Here is a 15,739-nt window from a genome sequence, read left to right as displayed (position 1 = left end):
CCGCCCTCGGCGAAGGCCGCACGCAGCCCTCCGAGCGTCGTCGTGGCCCCGTTCATCGCGCGATCGGCGCCGCTCGTCGCAGCATCCGCTTCATGCCCCTCCTCGGGCGTCGACGTCTTCCTAGCGTGGGGGAACGCAACGTCGCGTATCCCGAGGAGACCCCCATGACCGCACCGGGCAGCACCGCACCCGACATCGTCACCGACCCGAAGCTTCCTCCCGTCGCCCTCAGCGACGAGCATCACGAGAAGTCCAACCGCTGGACCCTGCCGAAGATCATCCTCTGGGCGGCCATCGCCCTCCTGGGGGCCGTGGCCTGGACGATGCTCGCGATCGTCCGCGGCGAGACCGTCAACGCGATCTGGTTCGTGTTCGCCGCGGTCTGCACGTATCTGATCGGCTACCGCTTCTACTCGAAGGTGATCGAGAAGTACATCACCCGCCCCGACGACCGCCGCGCCACCCCGGCCGAGGTCAAGCAGGACGGCAAGGACTTCGTCCCCACCGACCGCCGTGTGCTCTACGGGCACCACTTCGCCGCCATCGCCGGCGCGGGTCCCCTCGTCGGACCTGTGCTCGCCGCGCAGATGGGCTACCTCCCCGGCACGATCTGGATCATCGTCGGCGTCGTGCTCGCCGGAGCGGTGCAGGACTACACGGTGCTCTTCTTCTCGATGCGCCGCGGCGGCCGCACGATCGGACAGATGGCCCGCCAGGAACTCGGTCGTATCGGCGGCACCGCCGCGATCATCGCCTCGCTGCTGATCATGCTGATCATCGTCGCGATCCTCGCCCTCGTCGTCGTCAACGCGCTCGGGGAGAGCCCGTGGGGCGTCTTCTCGGTCGCGATGACCATCCCGATCGCGATCTTCATGGGCGTCTACCTGCGCTTCATCCGCCCCGGCAAGGTGACCGAGGTCTCGATCATCGGCTTCGTGCTGCTCATGGCCGCGATCATCGGCGGCGGTCAGGTCGCGGCCACCGAGTGGGGTCAGGCGATCTTCCACCTCGACCGCACCACGATCGCGTGGGGCATCATCATCTACGGCTTCATCGCCGCGGTGCTGCCGGTCTGGCTGCTGCTCGCCCCGCGCGACTACCTGTCGACCTTCATGAAGATCGGCGTCATCGTGATGCTCGCCGGTGCGATCATCCTGGTGCGTCCCGAGATCACGGTCCCCGCGATCAGCATCTTCGGCGAGAACGGCATGGGTCCGGTGTTCGCCGGTCCGCTCTTCCCCTTCCTGTTCGTGACGATCGCCTGCGGGGCGTTGTCGGGGTTCCATGCCCTGATCGCCTCGGGCACCACCCCGAAGCTCATCGAGAAGGAGCGTCAGACCCGCTTCATCGGCTACGGCGGCATGCTCATGGAGTCGTTCGTCGCGATCATGGCGCTCGTCGCCGCGATCTCGATCGACCAGGGCATCTACTTCGCGATGAACGCGCCGACCGCGGCGACCGGAGGCACGGTCGAAGGGGCCGTCGCCTTCGTGAACTCGCTGGGGCTGACGGGGGTGAACCTCACGCCCGAGATGCTCACCGGCACGGCCCAGGCGGTCGGCGAGGAGTCGATCGTGTCGCGCACCGGCGGCGCCCCGACGCTCGCGCTCGGCCTCGCGCACATCATGCAGCAGGCCCTCGGCGGGCAGGCGCTCATGGCGTTCTGGTACCACTTCGCGATCATGTTCGAGGCGCTGTTCATCCTCACCGCGGTGGATGCCGGAACCCGCGTCGCCCGCTTCATGCTGCAGGACTCGATCGGCGCCTGGTTCCCGAAGTTCCGTGACGTCTCCTGGCGTCCCGGCGTCTGGATCTGCACCGCGATCATGGTGGCGGGCTGGGGAGCGATCCTCATCCTCGGCGTCACCGACCCGCTCGGCGGCATCAACACCTTCTTCCCGCTGTTCGGCATCGCGAACCAGCTGCTCGCGGCGATCGCGCTCGCCGTGGTGCTGGCGATCGTGGCCAAGCGCGGGCGCAGCTACTTCAGGTGGCTGTGGATCATCGGGCTGCCGCTCGCGTTCACCGCGGTCGTCACGATCACGGCCTCGCTGTACAAGATCCTCTCGCCGGTCCCGGCGATCGGGTACTGGGCGAATCACTTCAAGTACCTCGACGCGAAGAACAGCGGCGACGACTCGCTCGGAGCGCCGGAGGTGCTCGACGCCGTCATCCGCAACACCGCCGTGCAGGGCACGCTGTCGATCATCTTCGTCACCCTCGCGATCATCGTGATGGTCACGGCCGTCATCGCGACCATCACGGCGATCCGCAACGGCGGCGGCGAGAACACCGAAGAGGCCCCGGTCGCCTCTCGGCGCTTCGCCCCGGCCGGGTTCCTGCCGAACTCCGCCGAGCGCGAGCTCGAGAAGCAGTGGGAGCCGATCCTCGCCGACGACCGCAAGGCGTCGAGCCACTGATGAGCGGATCACGGGCGGATGCCGCGACCACCCACCCCTTGCGCACGCTCGCACGTGCGGCGGGGCGGGTGGGCCGCGGGATCCGCTGGTACATGACGACGCTGATGGGCGACACGGCGTACGCGACGTACGTCGCCCATCACCGTCGTGCGCACCCGGGCGAGGATCCGATGACGGAGCGGCAGTTCTGGCGGCAGAAGATGGACGACCAGGACCGCAACCCCGGTGCCCGGTGCTGTTGAGACCCGGTGCTGCCGACCTCTTTATGCTGAACGCATGACCGACGTCGTTCTCGCTGCCGTGCTGGGCGTGCTCGGCGGTGCGGTCCTGACGATCCTCCTGCTGCTGGCGCGCCGCCTCGCGCGCGGGGCCACCGACCTCGGCAGCGACGCGGAACAGGGCGCACTGCGGGCGCTGCATCAGGCGAGTCTCGCGGCACCGCACCTGCGCGCAGGGCTCGCCGCACCCGACGTCGTCAAGGCCGCCCGCCACCTGCGCGTGCTGCTCGGCAGCGCGGCGGTGGCGATCGTGAGCGCCGACGGCACCGTGTCGTTCGACGGGCCGTCCGACGGTCTCGAGTCGGCGGCCGTGCGCATCGCCGCGCAGGTGACGGATTCCCGTCGGCGGCAGGTCTTCCCCGCGCCCGGTCCCGATGACGACCTCGAAGCGGTGGGTGCGCCGATCGTCGTCGACGGCCGGGTCGTCGGCGTGGTCGTGGCATTCGCGGCGCCGGCGCGAGCGGCCCTCGTGCGCGCGGCGGAGGAGGTCGCCGACTGGTGCGCCGCGCAGGTCGAGCTCGGCGGCCTCGACGCCTCGCGCACCCAGCTCGCCGAGGCCGAGCTGCGATCGCTGCGCGCCCAGATCTCGCCGCACTTCATCTACAACGCGCTCACCGCCATCGCGTCGTTCATCCTCTCCGACCCTGCGCGGGCGCGCGAGCTGGTGCTCGAGTTCGCCGACTTCACGCGATACTCCTTCCGACGGCAGGGGGAGTTCACGACGCTCGCCGAGGAGCTCGGCAGCATCCACTCCTACCTCGAGCTCGAGCGCGCGCGCTTCGGCGATCGGCTGCGCGTCACCCTGCAGATCGCTCCGGAGACCCTCGCCACGGTCATCCCGTTCCTGTCGGTGCAGCCGCTGGTCGAGAACGCCGTGCGGCACGGGCTCGAGCCGGGGGAGGGCGGCGGGGAGATCCGCATCGTCTCCCGCGACGACGGCACGCACACGGAGATCGCCGTGGAGGACGACGGCGTGGGCATGGATCCGGAAGGCCTGCGCGCCACCCTCACCGCCGGCGACGACGGCGTGCACGTGGGGCTCCGCAACGTCGACACGCGTCTCCGGCAGCTCTACGGAGCCGAGGGCGGGCTGGTCGTCGAGACCAACACCGGCGCCGGCACTCTGGTGCGCATGCGGGTGCCGAAATCCCAGCCGCTGCATGACCCGCTGCACGAGCCGGTGACGTCATGATCGACGTCCTCGTCGCCGACGACGAGAGGCCGGCCCGTGAGGAACTCGTCCATCTGCTGCGCACCGACGACCGCATCGGCGAGATCCTCACGGCCGAGAGCGGGGCGGACGCCCTCCGGCAGTTGTCGGAGCGCGTGGTGCAGATCGCCTTCCTCGACATCCACATGCCGGGCCTGACCGGCACCGACCTCGCCCGCGCGCTGCTCGCGCTCGCCGAACCCCCGGCCGTGGTGTTCGTGACGGCCGACGACGCCCGTGCCGTCGAGGCCTTCGAGCTGCGCGCGGCCGACTATCTGCTCAAGCCGGTCCGCACCGAGCGGCTGCGGCAGGCGATCGACCGCGTGGTCGAGCTCGGCGATGCGGCGAAACCCGGCGACGACGAGATGCTGCCCGTCACGGTCGGGTCGGCCGTGCGGTTCGTGCGCCGCAGCGACGTGCGCTGGGTGCAGGCGCAGGGCGACTACTCGCGCCTGCACACCGGCGACGGCGCAGGGCACCTCGTGCGCATCCCGATCTCGGAGCTCGAGACGCGGTGGGCGGATGCCGGCTTCCTCCGCATCCATCGCTCCTCGCTCGTGCGCGCGGCCGCCGTGACCGAGGCGCGTCTGTCGGGAGCGGAACCGTCGGTCTCGATCGGCGAGCTGTCGCTGCCGGTCAGCCGACGCCTGGTGCCGGCGGTGCGCGAGGCGCTCGTGCGCGGCGAGGGCATCGCATGAGCGAGGCGCCGAAGCGCGTGCGGGTGACGGCGGATGCCCCGCCGCGGCGGCCGCCGACCTACACCCGAGGAATCGCGCTGCCCGGGGCGCCGGTGGACGAGGCGGATGCCGTCTACGCGCGAGCCCTCATGCGCAGCCAGCTGCGCCTCGCTCTCGGCACGGTCGCGGGCTTCGTGCTCGTGGTCGTCGCCCTCACGCTGACGATCGCGCTGATCCCCGAGATCGGCCGGGTGCTGGTGTGGGGGCTGCCGCTGTCGTGGCTGCTGCAGGCGTACGCCTTCTACCCGGTCATCCTCGTCTTCGCGGTGCTCTACGTGCGCACGGCCGCCCGCAACGAACGGCGCTATCGGGCGCTCCGGGACCGCGAGTGAACGCCGTCATGGACCTCGTCGGCGTCGCGCTCGTGATCGTGGCGACGCTGCTCATCGGCGTGTACGGGCTGCGGATCTCCCGCACCACGGGCGACTTCTTCGTCGCCTCGCGCACGGTGCGCCCGGTCTGGAACGCCTCGGCGATCAGCGGCGAGTACCTCTCGGCCGGCACGTTCCTCGGGCTGTCCGGCCTCGTGCTGCTCGACGGCGCCCGCGGGTTCTGGTTCCCGATCGGCTATGCGGCGGGGTACCTGCTGGTGCTCGCCTTCGTCGCGGCGCCCCTGCGGCGGAGCGGTGCGTACACGATCCCCGACTTCATCGAGGCGCGCCTCGAATCGGTCGCTGCCCGCCGGGTCACCAGCATCGCGGTGCTGATCATCGGCTGGCTGTACATCGTGCCGCAGCTGCACGGCGCCGGGATCACCCTGCTGGTCGTGGCCGGCGTGCCGGAGTGGGTCGGCGCCGTGACGGTCGCCGTGCTGGTCGCGGCGGCGGTGGCCGCGGGCGGCATGCGCGCGATCACCTACGTGCAGGCGTTCCAGTACTGGCTCAAGCTCACCGCGCTCCTCGTGCCGGTGGTGTGCATCGCCTTCGCGCTGAGCGGCGGACCGCATGACTTCGACCCGGCCCTCGTGTTCCCCGCCGAGGCCGGGCCGTCGGGGTTCGACGCGTACGAGACGGCCTCCCTCCTGCTGGCGCTGCTGCTGGGGACCATGGGTCTGCCGCACGTGCTGGTGCGGTTCTACACGAGCCCGACCGGCGTCTCGGCCCGCCGTACGACGGTGATCGTGATCGTCATGGTCAGCGCCTTCTACGCGGTGTCCAGCACGATGGGCCTGCTGGCGCGCATCGCCGCACCCGATCTCGCGGAGCCCGGCATCGCCGACACGGTCGTGCTGCAGTTGCCCTCCCGCGTCTTCCCCGGCGTCTTCGGCGAACTGCTCACGGCGCTCATCGTGGCGGGGGCCTTCGCTGCGTTCCTGGCGACCTCGGCCGGGCTCGTCGTCTCGCTCGCCGGGGTCATCAGTCAGGACGTGTTCTCCGGCTCGGTGCGCTCGTTCCGGCTGTCGGCGGTGCTGTGCGCGCTCGTACCGCTCGGGATCGCGCTGCTCACGGCTCCCGCCGGACTCGGCTCGAGCGTCGGCGTCGTGTTCGTCGTGGCCGCGTCGACGCTGTCGCCGGTGGTGCTGCTGGGCGTGTGGTGGCGACGGCTCACCGCGCGGGGTGCGGTGGCCGGGATGCTGTCGGGCGGCCTCGCGGCCGGTCTCGCCCTGCTCGTGCACGCCGTCATCGGCGGGGTCGGAGTCGCGGCGCCCTACCTCGCGCAGCCTGCCGCCTGGACCATCCCGCTCGCCGCCGCCGTCACCGTCGTGGTCTCGGTCCTGGACCCGCGCGGACCGTCCCCGCGGACCGCGCGCTTCCTCGCGCGGGTGCACACGCCGGAACGCGGCTGACGGTGTTGCCGTTCGAATCGCGCAACTGGTCGCAAAACCGCCCCGAAAGAGACCATTCGCGCGATTCGAAACTCAGATCTTGCGCCCGCGCGGCATCAGCCGTACATCGGGCAGCGGAGGGGCGGGGATGCGCACGTCGTGACCCTCGACTGTTCCGAAACGAGCGGATGCCGCCTCCCACTCCTCGCGGGCGGCGACGATCTCGTCGTGCTCGCGGCCGGCGAAGTTCCACCACATCACGATGTCGTCCTCGAACGGCTCGCCCCCGAGCAGGAACAGCAGCGCGCCCTCGGTCGACGACACCTCGACGTCACCGCGGGAGTCGCCCAGGTACAGCAGCTCGTTGCGCTCCATCGGATGCTCCGACACGACCGCGTCGCCCTCGACGAGCATGAGCGCGTGCTCCCACTCCGGCTGCAGCGGCAGCCGCACGCGGGAGCCGGGGGCGAGCACGATCTCGGCGCCGACGATCGGGGTGTGCACCGTCGCCGGCGAGACGACGCCCGCGAACTCGCCGAGCACGACCGTCGCCGCGGCATCCGATCCCTCCTCGGCTGTGACGGTCACGCCCGGCAGCTCGGTGTGCCGCTCGAATCCGGCAGCTCCGTGACGGGTCGACTCGGGCAGCACCACCCAGAGCTGCAGGGCGTCGAGGGGGATCGGGCCGTCGCCGATCGAGTACTCCGAGTGCGAGATGCCGTTCCCGGCCGTCATCAGGTTCAGCTGGCCGCGGCGCAGGTCGGCGTCGCTGCCGAGGGAGTCGCGGTGCCGGATCTCGCCGACGAGCGGCCAGGTCACGGTCTGCAGGCCGATGTGCGGGTGCGGTTCCACCCGCATCTTCGTGTCGGCGGGGCCGAACCGGTCGAGGAAGCACCAGGCGCCGATCGTCGGCAGGTTGCGGTGCGGAAGCGCGCGCAGCACGTTCATCCCGCGCACCCCGCCGAGCGGAACCTCGCGGGGCTCCAGGACGATGCGGCGCTGCCCGATCATTCGGACTCGGCCGTCCGGGGGCGCGGCCAGCGGATCTCCGCGCCCGGGATCTCGTGCGTCTCGAGGTACTTCGCGATGTAGGGGCACAGCGGCACGATCGCCTCGCCGCGACCCGCGGCATCCGTCAGCGCCGCCGAGGCCAGCTTGCCCGCCAGACCCTGACCCTGGAACTCGTCGTCGATCTCCGTATGGAGGAAGCGGATGGAACCGGGGCGCAGATCGAAGGCGGCGAAGCCCGCGAGCACCCCGCCGGAGCGGATCTCGTAGCGCGACTCCTCGTCGTCGCGGGTGACGGTGATGTCGGTCATCGGGTCTCCTTCATGCGTCTGCATCCAACCTACGCCCGGATCTGTGGAGAGGCACCGCCTGACGTCCGCGGGGGTCGTTACGCTGGAGGGATGCCGCAGACTCCCCGTGACCCGTATGCGGATCTGCCGTACGCCGACGAGCCCTACGACGACGGCTGGGAGTCGTCCGCGCCGCCCGAGCCGATGGACTGGGAGCCCCAGGGCGCGGGCTTCGAGCCGCCGCTGGACTGGGGGCCCGGGCCCGTCACGAAGGTCGCCCCGGCATCCGTCCCGTCCGCCCCGGCCGTCCGCAAGGCCACGCCGAGCAGGTACCCGACCGCGCGCGAAGCGCTGCACACGGTCTTCGGCTACGACGAGTTCCGCGGCGACCAAGCGGCCATCGTCGATCAGGTGATCGCGGGCGGCGACGCCGTCGTGCTGATGCCCACCGGTGGCGGCAAGAGCATCACGTACCAGGTGCCGGCGCTCGTGCGCGAGGGCACGGGTCTCGTCATCAGTCCGCTCATCGCCCTCATGCACGATCAGGTCGACGCGCTGCGCGCCAACGGCGTCAAGGCCGCGTACCTGAACTCGACCCAGGCCATCGACGAACGGCGCGAGGTCGAGCGGGCGTATGTCGCGGGCGAGCTCGACCTCATCTACGTCGCCCCCGAGCGCCTGTCCAGCGCGCAGACCACGGCCCTCCTGCAGCGCGGCACGCTCAGCGTCATCGCGATCGACGAGGCCCACTGCGTGTCGCAGTGGGGGCACGACTTCCGCCCCGACTACCTCGCGCTGGGCGACCTCGGCGAGCGGTTCCCCGGTGTGCCGCGCATGGCGCTCACCGCGACGGCGACCGCGGCGACCCACAAGGAGATCACCGAGCGGCTGCACCTCGACGGCGCGGAGCACTTCGTGGCGAGCTTCGACCGCCCGAACATCCAGTACCGCATCGTGCCGAAGGTCGACCCGCGCAAGCAGCTCGTCTCGTTCATCCGCTCTCAGACCGAGGGCGCGGCCGGCATCGTCTACGCGCTCAGCCGCAAGTCGGTCGAGCAGACGGCCACGTATCTCGCGGCCCAGGGGTTCGACGCCCTGCCGTACCACGCCGGTCTCCCGGCCGAGGTGCGCGCCGCGAACCAGGCCCGCTTCCTCCGCGAAGACGGCGTGGTCATGGTCGCCACCATCGCGTTCGGCATGGGCATCGACAAACCCGACGTGCGCTTCGTCGCCCACATCGACCTGCCGAAATCCGTCGAGGGCTACTACCAGGAGACCGGCCGCGCCGGCCGTGACGGAGAGCCGTCGGTCGCGTGGATGGCCTACGGCCTCGGCGACGTCGTGCAGCAGCGCCGCATGATCGACCAGAGCCCTGGCGACCGCACCTTCAAGATGCGGCTCGGGCAGCACCTCGACGCGATGCTCGCCCTGTGCGAGACCGTGGAGTGCCGCCGGCAGAACCTCCTCGGGTACTTCGGCCAGGAGTCGCAGCCCTGCGGCAACTGCGACACGTGCCTCGATGACACCGAGACCTTCGACGGCCTCGTCCCCGCGCAGAAGCTGCTCTCGACGATCGTGCGGCTGAAGCGCGAGCGCAACCAGTCGTTCGGCGCCGGGCACCTCGTCGACATCCTCCGCGGCGCCTCGACCGAGCGCATCCGTCAGCAGGGGCACGACAAGCTCGCGACCTACGGCATCGGCGCCGACCTCTCCGATCAGGACTGGCGCAGCGTCGTGCGGCAGCTGCTCGCCCGCGGCATCCTCGTCGCCCAGGGCGACTACGGCACTCTCGCGCCCGGTGAGGCGGCGGCCGCCGTGCTGCGCGGCGAGACGCCCGTGCCGCTCCGCAAGGACACGATCGGGCGGCCGGCATCGTCGTCTCGCGCCCGCAAGGCGAGTGCGGCGGATGCCCTGGATGCCGGCGACCGCGGGCTCTTCGAGGCGCTGCGCGCCTGGCGGGCCGAGACCGCGCGCGAGCAGGGCGTGCCCGCCTACATCGTGTTCGGCGACGCGACGCTGCGCGCCCTGGCCGAGCATCGCCCGGCGTCGCTCGGCGACCTCGACGGCATCACCGGGATCGGCGCCAAGAAGCGCGAGGCCTACGGCGAGGGCGTGCTCGCCGTCATCGCCGCGGCCTGACCGGCGGGTCGCTCAGACCGCGGGCAGCACGTCGTCGATGTGCGCGCGGAGATGCGCGGCGACGTCGACGGCCTCACGGTCGTAGAGCCACTGGTACTGCAGCCCGTCCCACATCGCGATCAGCCAGATCGCTTCGCGCTCGGGGTCGCGGTGCGACGGAAGGTCTCCGTCGACCTGCGCCAGCCGGAACAGCTCGGTGAAGTAGGCGATCGCGCTCGTGAAGCGCTCGGCGAAGTAGTCGTGGGCGGGGTGCGTCGCCGGCACGGCCTCGCACGAGAGCACGGCGTACACCTCGATCAGGCCGGGTTCGTGCTGGGCGTTCACCCGCGCGCCGTCGGCGATGCCGCGCAGCAGTGTTCCGGCGCGATCCGAGGTCAGCACCTCGCCGCGATCGCGGATGGCGCGGTCGCGTTCGGCGAGCACGGCGCTGAGCAGCAGTTCCTTCGACGCGTAGTGATGCAGCAGCGTCGACTTCGAGACGCCGACCGCATCGGCGATGTCGCGCAGGCTCGTGTCGCCGTAGCCGTCGCGCGAGAAGAGCCGCATGGCATCGGCGACGATCTGGGTGCGCCGCCGGCGCCCGACCGCGTAGCCGGGATCGACGTCGACCGTGCCGCCGCCGAACGGCGCGGGCAGCGGCCCGGACGGCTCGGGCGCGGGTTCGGGGTCGTCCGGATCGCGCCAGCCGGTGGGCAGGACCCACTGCGCCTCGCGCTCCTCGAGCATCTCGACCACGTCGACCTGCTCCGGCAGGTACTGAGCGAGCAGCTGCAGGCCGTCCCAGCCTGCGGTGTGGCGCGTGATCTCGCCGTCGACATCGCGCTCGGGGTCGATGGTGCCGTGGTACTGGGCGTCGGCCAGCGCATCGTGGCTGAGGTTGCGCAGCCTCGCGTACCGCGCCTGCATGCGGTCGTGAGCGGGGTGGCCGGGTGACGACGCCTCGCCGGTGAGCGCGGCGAACAGCTCCAGGTAGCCCGGGGTGCGGGCGTTCCGCTCGGCGAGCCGGGCGAAGACGAGGTCGCCGGGTTCGGATGCCGCGGAGATGTCGGCGAACACGGCCTCGTTCTCGGCCTCGAACTCTCCGACGACCTCGGCGAGCAGCGCATCCTTCGAGGGGAAGTGCCCGAGCAGCCCGGGATGGCTGACGGATGCCGCGGCCGCGATGTCGCGCAGCGACGTCGAGCGGTACCCGTTGCCGACGAACAGCTCGCGCGCCGCGGAGACGATCCGCTGGCGCGTCGCTGCCGCGCGGGTGTGCCGCGAGCCCTGGGGCGTCATCGTCGTCATCGCCTTCTCCCTCCTCTTCCCATCCTCTCTTATTACCAATCGGTCGGCATTCACTTACCAATCGGTCGAGTTTCGTGTATTCTCCTCGAAGAGCCGCCTCGCCCGAAGACGTGCGGCGCATCGAAAGGATTGTCATGACAGAGCTGTCATCCGCCGCGAACGCCGCTGCGGTCGGGACCACCGGCATCAAGACACCCGGCACGACCCCGGCGAAGACACCGCGCGGCTACACGCCCGGCCTCGCCGCCGTGAACTTCGGCGTCTACCTCGCGCTCCTCACCCCGGTGATGGTGTCGATGGCCTTCAAGATCCAGCACATCGATCCCGTGAACACCGAGGGCAGCCTCGGTCTCGTCATGGGCGTCGGCGCGGCCTTCGCGCTCGTCGCGAACCCGCTCGTGGGCCGACTCTCCGACCGCACGACGTCGCGATGGGGCATGCGCCGCCCCTGGATCCTCGGCGGGGCGATCGTCGGCCTTGGCGGCTTCACCCTGATCGGCGTCGCGACCTCGGTGCTGACCGTGCTGCTCGCCTGGTGCCTCGTGCAGGCCTCGATGAACGCGGTGCTCGCTGCCGCGAACGCCACCCTGCCCGATCAGGTCCCCGTGTCCAGCCGCGGCAAGGTCTCCGGAATCATCGGCATCACCACACCCATCGGCATCCTCGCCGGCAGCTTCCTGGTGAACTTCCTGCCGGGTGACTTCGAACGCTTCGTCGTGCCCGGCGTGATCGCCCTCGTGCTCGTGATCATCTTCGTGCTGATCCTCAAGGACCGCCGTCTCGCCCAGAAGCCGGCCGATCGTTTCACGGTCGGCACCTTCTTCGGCTCGTTCGTGTTCAACCCGCGCAAGCACCCCGACTTCGGCTGGACCTGGCTCACCAAGTTCTTCGTCATGTTCGGCTACGCCGGCATCGCGACCTTCCTGCCGCTGTACCTGGTGACCAAGTTCGGCCTCGACGAGCAGGGCGCCGTGGGCGTCATCCTGGCCGCCAACCTCGCCTCGATGGCGGCGATGGCGATCTCCTCGCCGCTCGGCGGATTCCTCTCGGACAAGATCGGCAAGCGCCGCCCGTTCGTCGCGATCGCCGGCGTGATCATGGTCGTGGGCCTGGTGATCCTCGCCGTCGCTCCGGACATCACGACCGTCATCATCGCCCAGTCGATCATCGGCCTCGGCGCGGGGTCGTTCCTCTCCGTCGATCTCGCGCTCGCCACCGAGGTGCTGCCCAACCCTGACGACGTCGCGAAGGACCTCGGCGTGCTCAACATCGCCAACGCCCTGCCGCAGTCGATCGCCCCCGCGATCGCCCCCGGCATCATCGCGCTGGGTGCGGCCACGCCGCTCGGCGGCTACACCACCTGGTACCTGTTCGGCGCGCTCGTCGCGCTCGCCGGCGCCGTTCTCGTCTACCGCATCAAGGGAGTCCGATGACCATCTCCGACACCACGACCACCGACGCCACCGGCACCACGACCCGCCCCTGGCTCGACGCCGGCCTGCCGGTCGACGAGCGGGTGCAGCTCCTCCTCGATGAGATGACGATCGAGGAGAAGGCCGGACTGTTCTTCCACACGATGATCGCGATCGGCGACCTCGAGGAGCCGAACCCCGTCTTCGCGACGCCGTCGGCGCGAGAGTTCCTCGAGACCAAGCAGATGACGCACTTCAACCTGCTCGGCGCCGCGCCCACCGGCCGGGAGATCGCGGCCTGGCAGAACGCGCTGCAGCGGCTCGCGGCATCCACCCGCCTCGGCATCCCCGTGACGCTGTCGACCGACCCGCGCCACTCGTTCAGCGAGAACCCGGGGGCGTCGATCCTCGCCGGCCCGTTCTCGCAGTGGCCCGAGACCCTCGGTCTCGCCGCGACCCGGGACGAGGCCCTGGTCGAGCGCTTCGCCGACATCGCCCGACAGGAGTACACGGCGGTCGGCCTGCGCGTGGCGCTGCATCCGCAGGTCGACCTCGCGACCGAGCCGCGCTGGGCGCGGCAGACCGCGACGTTCGGTGAGGATGCCGAGCTGTCCGGCCGGCTCGGCGCGGCGTACATCCGCGGTTTCCAGGGGGAGTCGTTCGGCCCCGGATCCGTCTCGACGATGACGAAGCACTTCCCCGGCGGCGGACCCCAGAAGGACGGCGAGGACCCGCACTTCCCCTACGGCCGCGAGCAGGTCTATCCGGGTGGCGGGTTCGAGCTGCACCTCAAGCCCTTCGAAGACGCGCTGGCCGCCGGCACCCGCCAGATGATGCCGTACTACGGCATGCCGGTCGGCACCGAGTACGAAGAGGTCGGCTTCGGGTTCAACAAGTCCGTGATCACCGGGCTGCTGCGCGAGCGCTTCGGATTCGACGGACTCGTCTGCACCGACTGGGGTCTGATCAGCGACTCCGAGATCTTCGGCCAGCCGTTCCCGGCGCGTGCCTGGGGCGTCGAAGACCTCACGCCCCGCGAGCGGATGAAGAAGGTGCTGGATGCCGGCGCCGACCAGTTCGGCGGCGAGGCGAACCCCGAGCTGCTGCTCGCGCTGATCGCCGACGGCGAGGTCACCGAGGAGCGCATCGACGTCTCGGCGCGACGGATCCTCCGCGAGAAGTTCGAGCTGGGCCTGTTCGAGAATCCGTTCGTGGATGAGGATGCGGCCGACGACATCGTCGGGCGTGCCGAGTTCCGTGCGGCGGGGGAGGATGCGCAGCGCGCGTCGATCACCGTGCTCGCGAACGACGGCGCCCTGCCCTTCGCCCGCGGCGTGATGCTCTACATCGAGGGGATCGACGCCGAGGTCGCGGCATCCTTCGGCGAGGTCGTCGCGACACCGGCCGAGGCCGATCTCGCCGTCATCCGCCTGCAGGCTCCGTTCGAGGAGCGGGCGACGATGTTCGAGAACTTCTTCCATGCGGGGTCGCTCGACTTCGCGGCCGACGTGGTCGCGCACGTGCGCGAGATCGCCGCCGCCGTGCCGACGGTCGTCGACGTGCTCGCCGACCGCCCGCCGATCCTCACCCCGATCGTGGATGCCGCAGCCGCGGTCACGGTGAACTGGGGAGCCTCGGGCGCCGCCCTGCTCGATGTGCTGAGCGGTGCGGTGGCGGCACGGGGCAGGCTCCCGTTCGACCTCCCGCGGTCGATGGCGGCGGTCGAGGCCTCGCGCCCTGACGTGCCGTTCGACACGGCCGATCCGCTGTTCCGCTTCGGGCACGGTCTCTCGCTCTGACGACCGCCCGTCGACCGGCCCCTCTCTGAACGAACCGCCCCTCTGTGACCGTTCATAGAGGGGCGGCTCGCACAGAAGGGGGTGGTTCGGCTCGCGATAGTGCTCGTCCTGTCGGCTGGCGACAAGCGGGTGGCGAGACGCCCCCGGATGCCGTTGGAGGATAGGCACAGGCGAGTTCGCGTGGGTTTGTCGCAGACCTACCATGGAGGCATCCCTACTTCTCCTTGGAGGAATGCTCATGGTCGACGCCGCGACCCGCCCTTCGACGACACCTGACGTGTCGATCGAGCCTGTCACAGCTCCGCAGATCGATGTCACCGCGCTCAACGACGCCCTGCTGGGCACGTGGGCCGACACCCGCCGCGAGGCCCGCGAGATGATCAAGGACTCGGCGTTCTGGCGCAAGGACGAACTCGGCAAGGACGAGCACCGGGAGCGCGTGCTGAGCCAGCTGCATCTGCTGGTCGAGAACAAGGCCGTGCACCGCGCGTTCCCGAAGTCGCTCGGCGGCGAGGAGAACAACGGCGCGAACATCGCCGGATTCGAGGAGCTCGTGGTCGCCGACCCGAGCCTCCAGATCAAGTCGGGCGTGCAGTGGGGGCTGTTCGGATCGGCGATCCTGCAGCTCGGCACCACGGAGCACCACGAGAAGTGGCTGCCCGGTGTGATGGACCTGTCGATCCCCGGCGCGTTCGCGATGACCGAGATCGGCCACGGCTCCGATGTCGCCGCCGTCGGCACGACCGCGACCTACGACCCCGCGACCGAGGAGTTCGTCATCCACACGCCGTTCCGCGCGGCGACGAAGGAGTACCTCGGCAACGCGGCCCTGCACGGTGTCGCGGCAACCGTGTTCGCGCAGCTCATCACCAACGGCGTGAACCATGGCGTGCACTGCTTCTACGTGCCGCTGCGCGGTGAGGACGGGAACGACCTCCCCGGCATCGGCCGCGAGGACGACGGGCTCAAGGGCGGCCTCAACGGCATCGACAACGGCCGGCTCTCGTTCGACAAGGTCCGCATCCCCCGCACTAACCTGCTCAACCGCTACGGCGACGTCGCCGCCGACGGCACCTACTCGAGCGCGATCGACAGCCCCGGCCGCCGGTTCTTCACGATGCTCGGCACCCTGGTGCAGGGACGCGTGTCGCTCGACGGCGCGGCATCCTGGGCGTCTGCCCTCGCCCTGAAGATCGCGATCACCTACGCGACCCAGCGCCGCCAGTTCGACGGCGTCGACGGGCAGGAGGTCGTGCTGCTCGACTACGGCAAGCACCAGCGTCGGCTGCTCCCGCGCCTCGCGACGACGTACGCGCAGATCTTCGCGCACGACGAGTTCCTCGTGGAGGTTCGGGAACGCCACGGCGACGACGAGATGCTGCTGCGCGACATGT

The 15,739-nt window shown here is 70.5% G+C and carries 13 protein-coding genes; 10 read left to right on the top strand and 3 right to left on the bottom strand.

The genetic code is table 11. The features are described 5' to 3' along the window. The first annotated feature begins 164 nt into the window (after nucleotides 1–164). From DW306_RS00490 to DW306_RS00465, 6 genes are read left to right on the top strand one after another with little or no spacing between them, the layout of a single operon-like run. The gene (locus tag DW306_RS00490) at nucleotides 165–2,420 is read left to right on the top strand and encodes a carbon starvation CstA family protein (protein ID WP_136053699.1); all 2,256 of its coding nucleotides are present in this window, start codon (nucleotides 165–167) and stop codon (nucleotides 2,418–2,420) included. Next, nucleotides 2,420–2,662 carry a YbdD/YjiX family protein gene (locus DW306_RS00485; RefSeq protein WP_136053698.1) on the top strand — a complete coding sequence of 81 codons (243 nt, stop codon included), beginning with the start codon at nucleotides 2,420–2,422 and terminating at the stop codon, nucleotides 2,660–2,662. Before DW306_RS00490 ends, DW306_RS00485 begins: the two co-directional genes overlap by 1 nt. Before the next feature lie 34 nt (nucleotides 2,663–2,696). Next, on the top strand, nucleotides 2,697–3,890 hold the full coding sequence (locus tag DW306_RS00480; RefSeq protein WP_136053697.1) for a histidine kinase: 1,194 nt from the start codon (nucleotides 2,697–2,699) through the stop codon (nucleotides 3,888–3,890). After that, nucleotides 3,887–4,606: a LytTR family DNA-binding domain-containing protein gene (locus tag DW306_RS00475; RefSeq protein ID WP_136053696.1), complete on the top strand. Its 720-nt coding sequence runs from the start codon at nucleotides 3,887–3,889 to the stop codon at nucleotides 4,604–4,606. Before DW306_RS00480 ends, DW306_RS00475 begins: the two co-directional genes overlap by 4 nt. Beyond that, a complete protein-coding gene (locus tag DW306_RS00470) occupies nucleotides 4,603–4,977 on the top strand; it encodes a heavy metal transporter (RefSeq protein ID WP_136053695.1) in 375 nt (124 codons plus the stop codon). Before DW306_RS00475 ends, DW306_RS00470 begins: the two co-directional genes overlap by 4 nt. Continuing rightward, nucleotides 4,974–6,431, top strand: a complete 1,458-nt coding sequence (locus DW306_RS00465; RefSeq protein ID WP_136053694.1) for a cation acetate symporter — start codon at nucleotides 4,974–4,976, stop codon at nucleotides 6,429–6,431. Before DW306_RS00470 ends, DW306_RS00465 begins: the two co-directional genes overlap by 4 nt. Before the next feature lie 72 nt (nucleotides 6,432–6,503). Here the strand turns inward: DW306_RS00465 and DW306_RS00460 are convergent, their stop codons facing one another. Further along, complete coding sequence (locus tag DW306_RS00460) at nucleotides 6,504–7,421, bottom strand: pirin family protein (RefSeq protein WP_136053693.1); 918 nt, start codon at nucleotides 7,419–7,421, stop codon at nucleotides 6,504–6,506. Continuing rightward, entirely contained in the window at nucleotides 7,418–7,729 is a 312-nt protein-coding gene (locus DW306_RS00455; RefSeq protein ID WP_136053692.1) for a GNAT family N-acetyltransferase, read from the bottom strand. The genes DW306_RS00460 and DW306_RS00455 overlap by 4 nt, the downstream gene beginning before the upstream one ends. A 90-nt stretch (nucleotides 7,730–7,819) precedes the next feature. Here DW306_RS00455 and recQ point away from each other — a divergent pair, with 90 nt between their 5' ends. Continuing rightward, nucleotides 7,820–9,847, top strand: coding sequence for a DNA helicase RecQ (recQ, locus tag DW306_RS00450; RefSeq protein WP_136053691.1), 2,028 nt, complete (start codon nucleotides 7,820–7,822; stop codon nucleotides 9,845–9,847). Between the two features lie 12 nt (nucleotides 9,848–9,859). Here the strand turns inward: recQ and DW306_RS00445 are convergent, their stop codons facing one another. Continuing rightward, nucleotides 9,860–11,134 (bottom strand): TetR/AcrR family transcriptional regulator, encoded by a 1,275-nt coding sequence (locus DW306_RS00445; protein WP_136053690.1) that lies wholly within the window; start codon nucleotides 11,132–11,134, stop codon nucleotides 9,860–9,862. A gap of 134 nt (nucleotides 11,135–11,268) precedes the next feature. Here DW306_RS00445 and DW306_RS00440 point away from each other — a divergent pair, with 134 nt between their 5' ends. The 3 genes from DW306_RS00440 to DW306_RS00430 all read left to right on the top strand — a co-directional run. Beyond that, the gene (locus DW306_RS00440; protein WP_136053689.1) at nucleotides 11,269–12,567 is read left to right on the top strand and encodes an MFS transporter; all 1,299 of its coding nucleotides are present in this window, start codon (nucleotides 11,269–11,271) and stop codon (nucleotides 12,565–12,567) included. Beyond that, entirely contained in the window at nucleotides 12,564–14,345 is a 1,782-nt protein-coding gene (locus DW306_RS00435) for a glycoside hydrolase family 3 N-terminal domain-containing protein (protein ID WP_136053688.1), read from the top strand. The genes DW306_RS00440 and DW306_RS00435 overlap by 4 nt, the downstream gene beginning before the upstream one ends. A 238-nt stretch (nucleotides 14,346–14,583) precedes the next feature. Then, on the top strand, nucleotides 14,584–15,739 hold a 1,156-nt coding region (locus DW306_RS00430), incomplete at its 3' end, for an acyl-CoA dehydrogenase family protein (protein ID WP_205814058.1).

The sequence above is a fragment of the Microbacterium sp. K24 genome, assembly GCF_004794465.1.
GTDB lineage: Bacteria > Actinomycetota > Actinomycetes > Actinomycetales > Microbacteriaceae > Microbacterium.
Note: the sequence above shows the minus strand (reverse complement) of the source record. Positions and strands in the feature narration are given on the sequence as shown.

What these genes read in the sequence shown, in the direction of transcription:
- DW306_RS00490 (WP_136053699.1), top strand. Translation starts at nt 165, where the DNA reads ATGACCGCACCGGGCAGCACCGCACCCGACATCGTCACCGACCCGAAG.
- DW306_RS00485 (WP_136053698.1), top strand. Translation starts at nt 2,420, where the DNA reads ATGAGCGGATCACGGGCGGATGCCGCGACCACCCACCCCTTGCGCACG.
- DW306_RS00480 (WP_136053697.1), top strand. Translation starts at nt 2,697, where the DNA reads ATGACCGACGTCGTTCTCGCTGCCGTGCTGGGCGTGCTCGGCGGTGCG.
- DW306_RS00475 (WP_136053696.1), top strand. Translation starts at nt 3,887, where the DNA reads ATGATCGACGTCCTCGTCGCCGACGACGAGAGGCCGGCCCGTGAGGAA.
- DW306_RS00470 (WP_136053695.1), top strand. Translation starts at nt 4,603, where the DNA reads ATGAGCGAGGCGCCGAAGCGCGTGCGGGTGACGGCGGATGCCCCGCCG.
- DW306_RS00460 (WP_136053693.1), bottom strand. Translation starts at nt 7,421, where the DNA reads ATGATCGGGCAGCGCCGCATCGTCCTGGAGCCCCGCGAGGTTCCGCTC.
- DW306_RS00455 (WP_136053692.1), bottom strand. Translation starts at nt 7,729, where the DNA reads ATGACCGACATCACCGTCACCCGCGACGACGAGGAGTCGCGCTACGAG.
- recQ (WP_136053691.1), top strand. Translation starts at nt 7,820, where the DNA reads ATGCCGCAGACTCCCCGTGACCCGTATGCGGATCTGCCGTACGCCGAC.
- DW306_RS00445 (WP_136053690.1), bottom strand. Translation starts at nt 11,134, where the DNA reads ATGACGACGATGACGCCCCAGGGCTCGCGGCACACCCGCGCGGCAGCG.
- DW306_RS00440 (WP_136053689.1), top strand. Translation starts at nt 11,269, where the DNA reads ATGACAGAGCTGTCATCCGCCGCGAACGCCGCTGCGGTCGGGACCACC.
- DW306_RS00435 (WP_136053688.1), top strand. Translation starts at nt 12,564, where the DNA reads ATGACCATCTCCGACACCACGACCACCGACGCCACCGGCACCACGACC.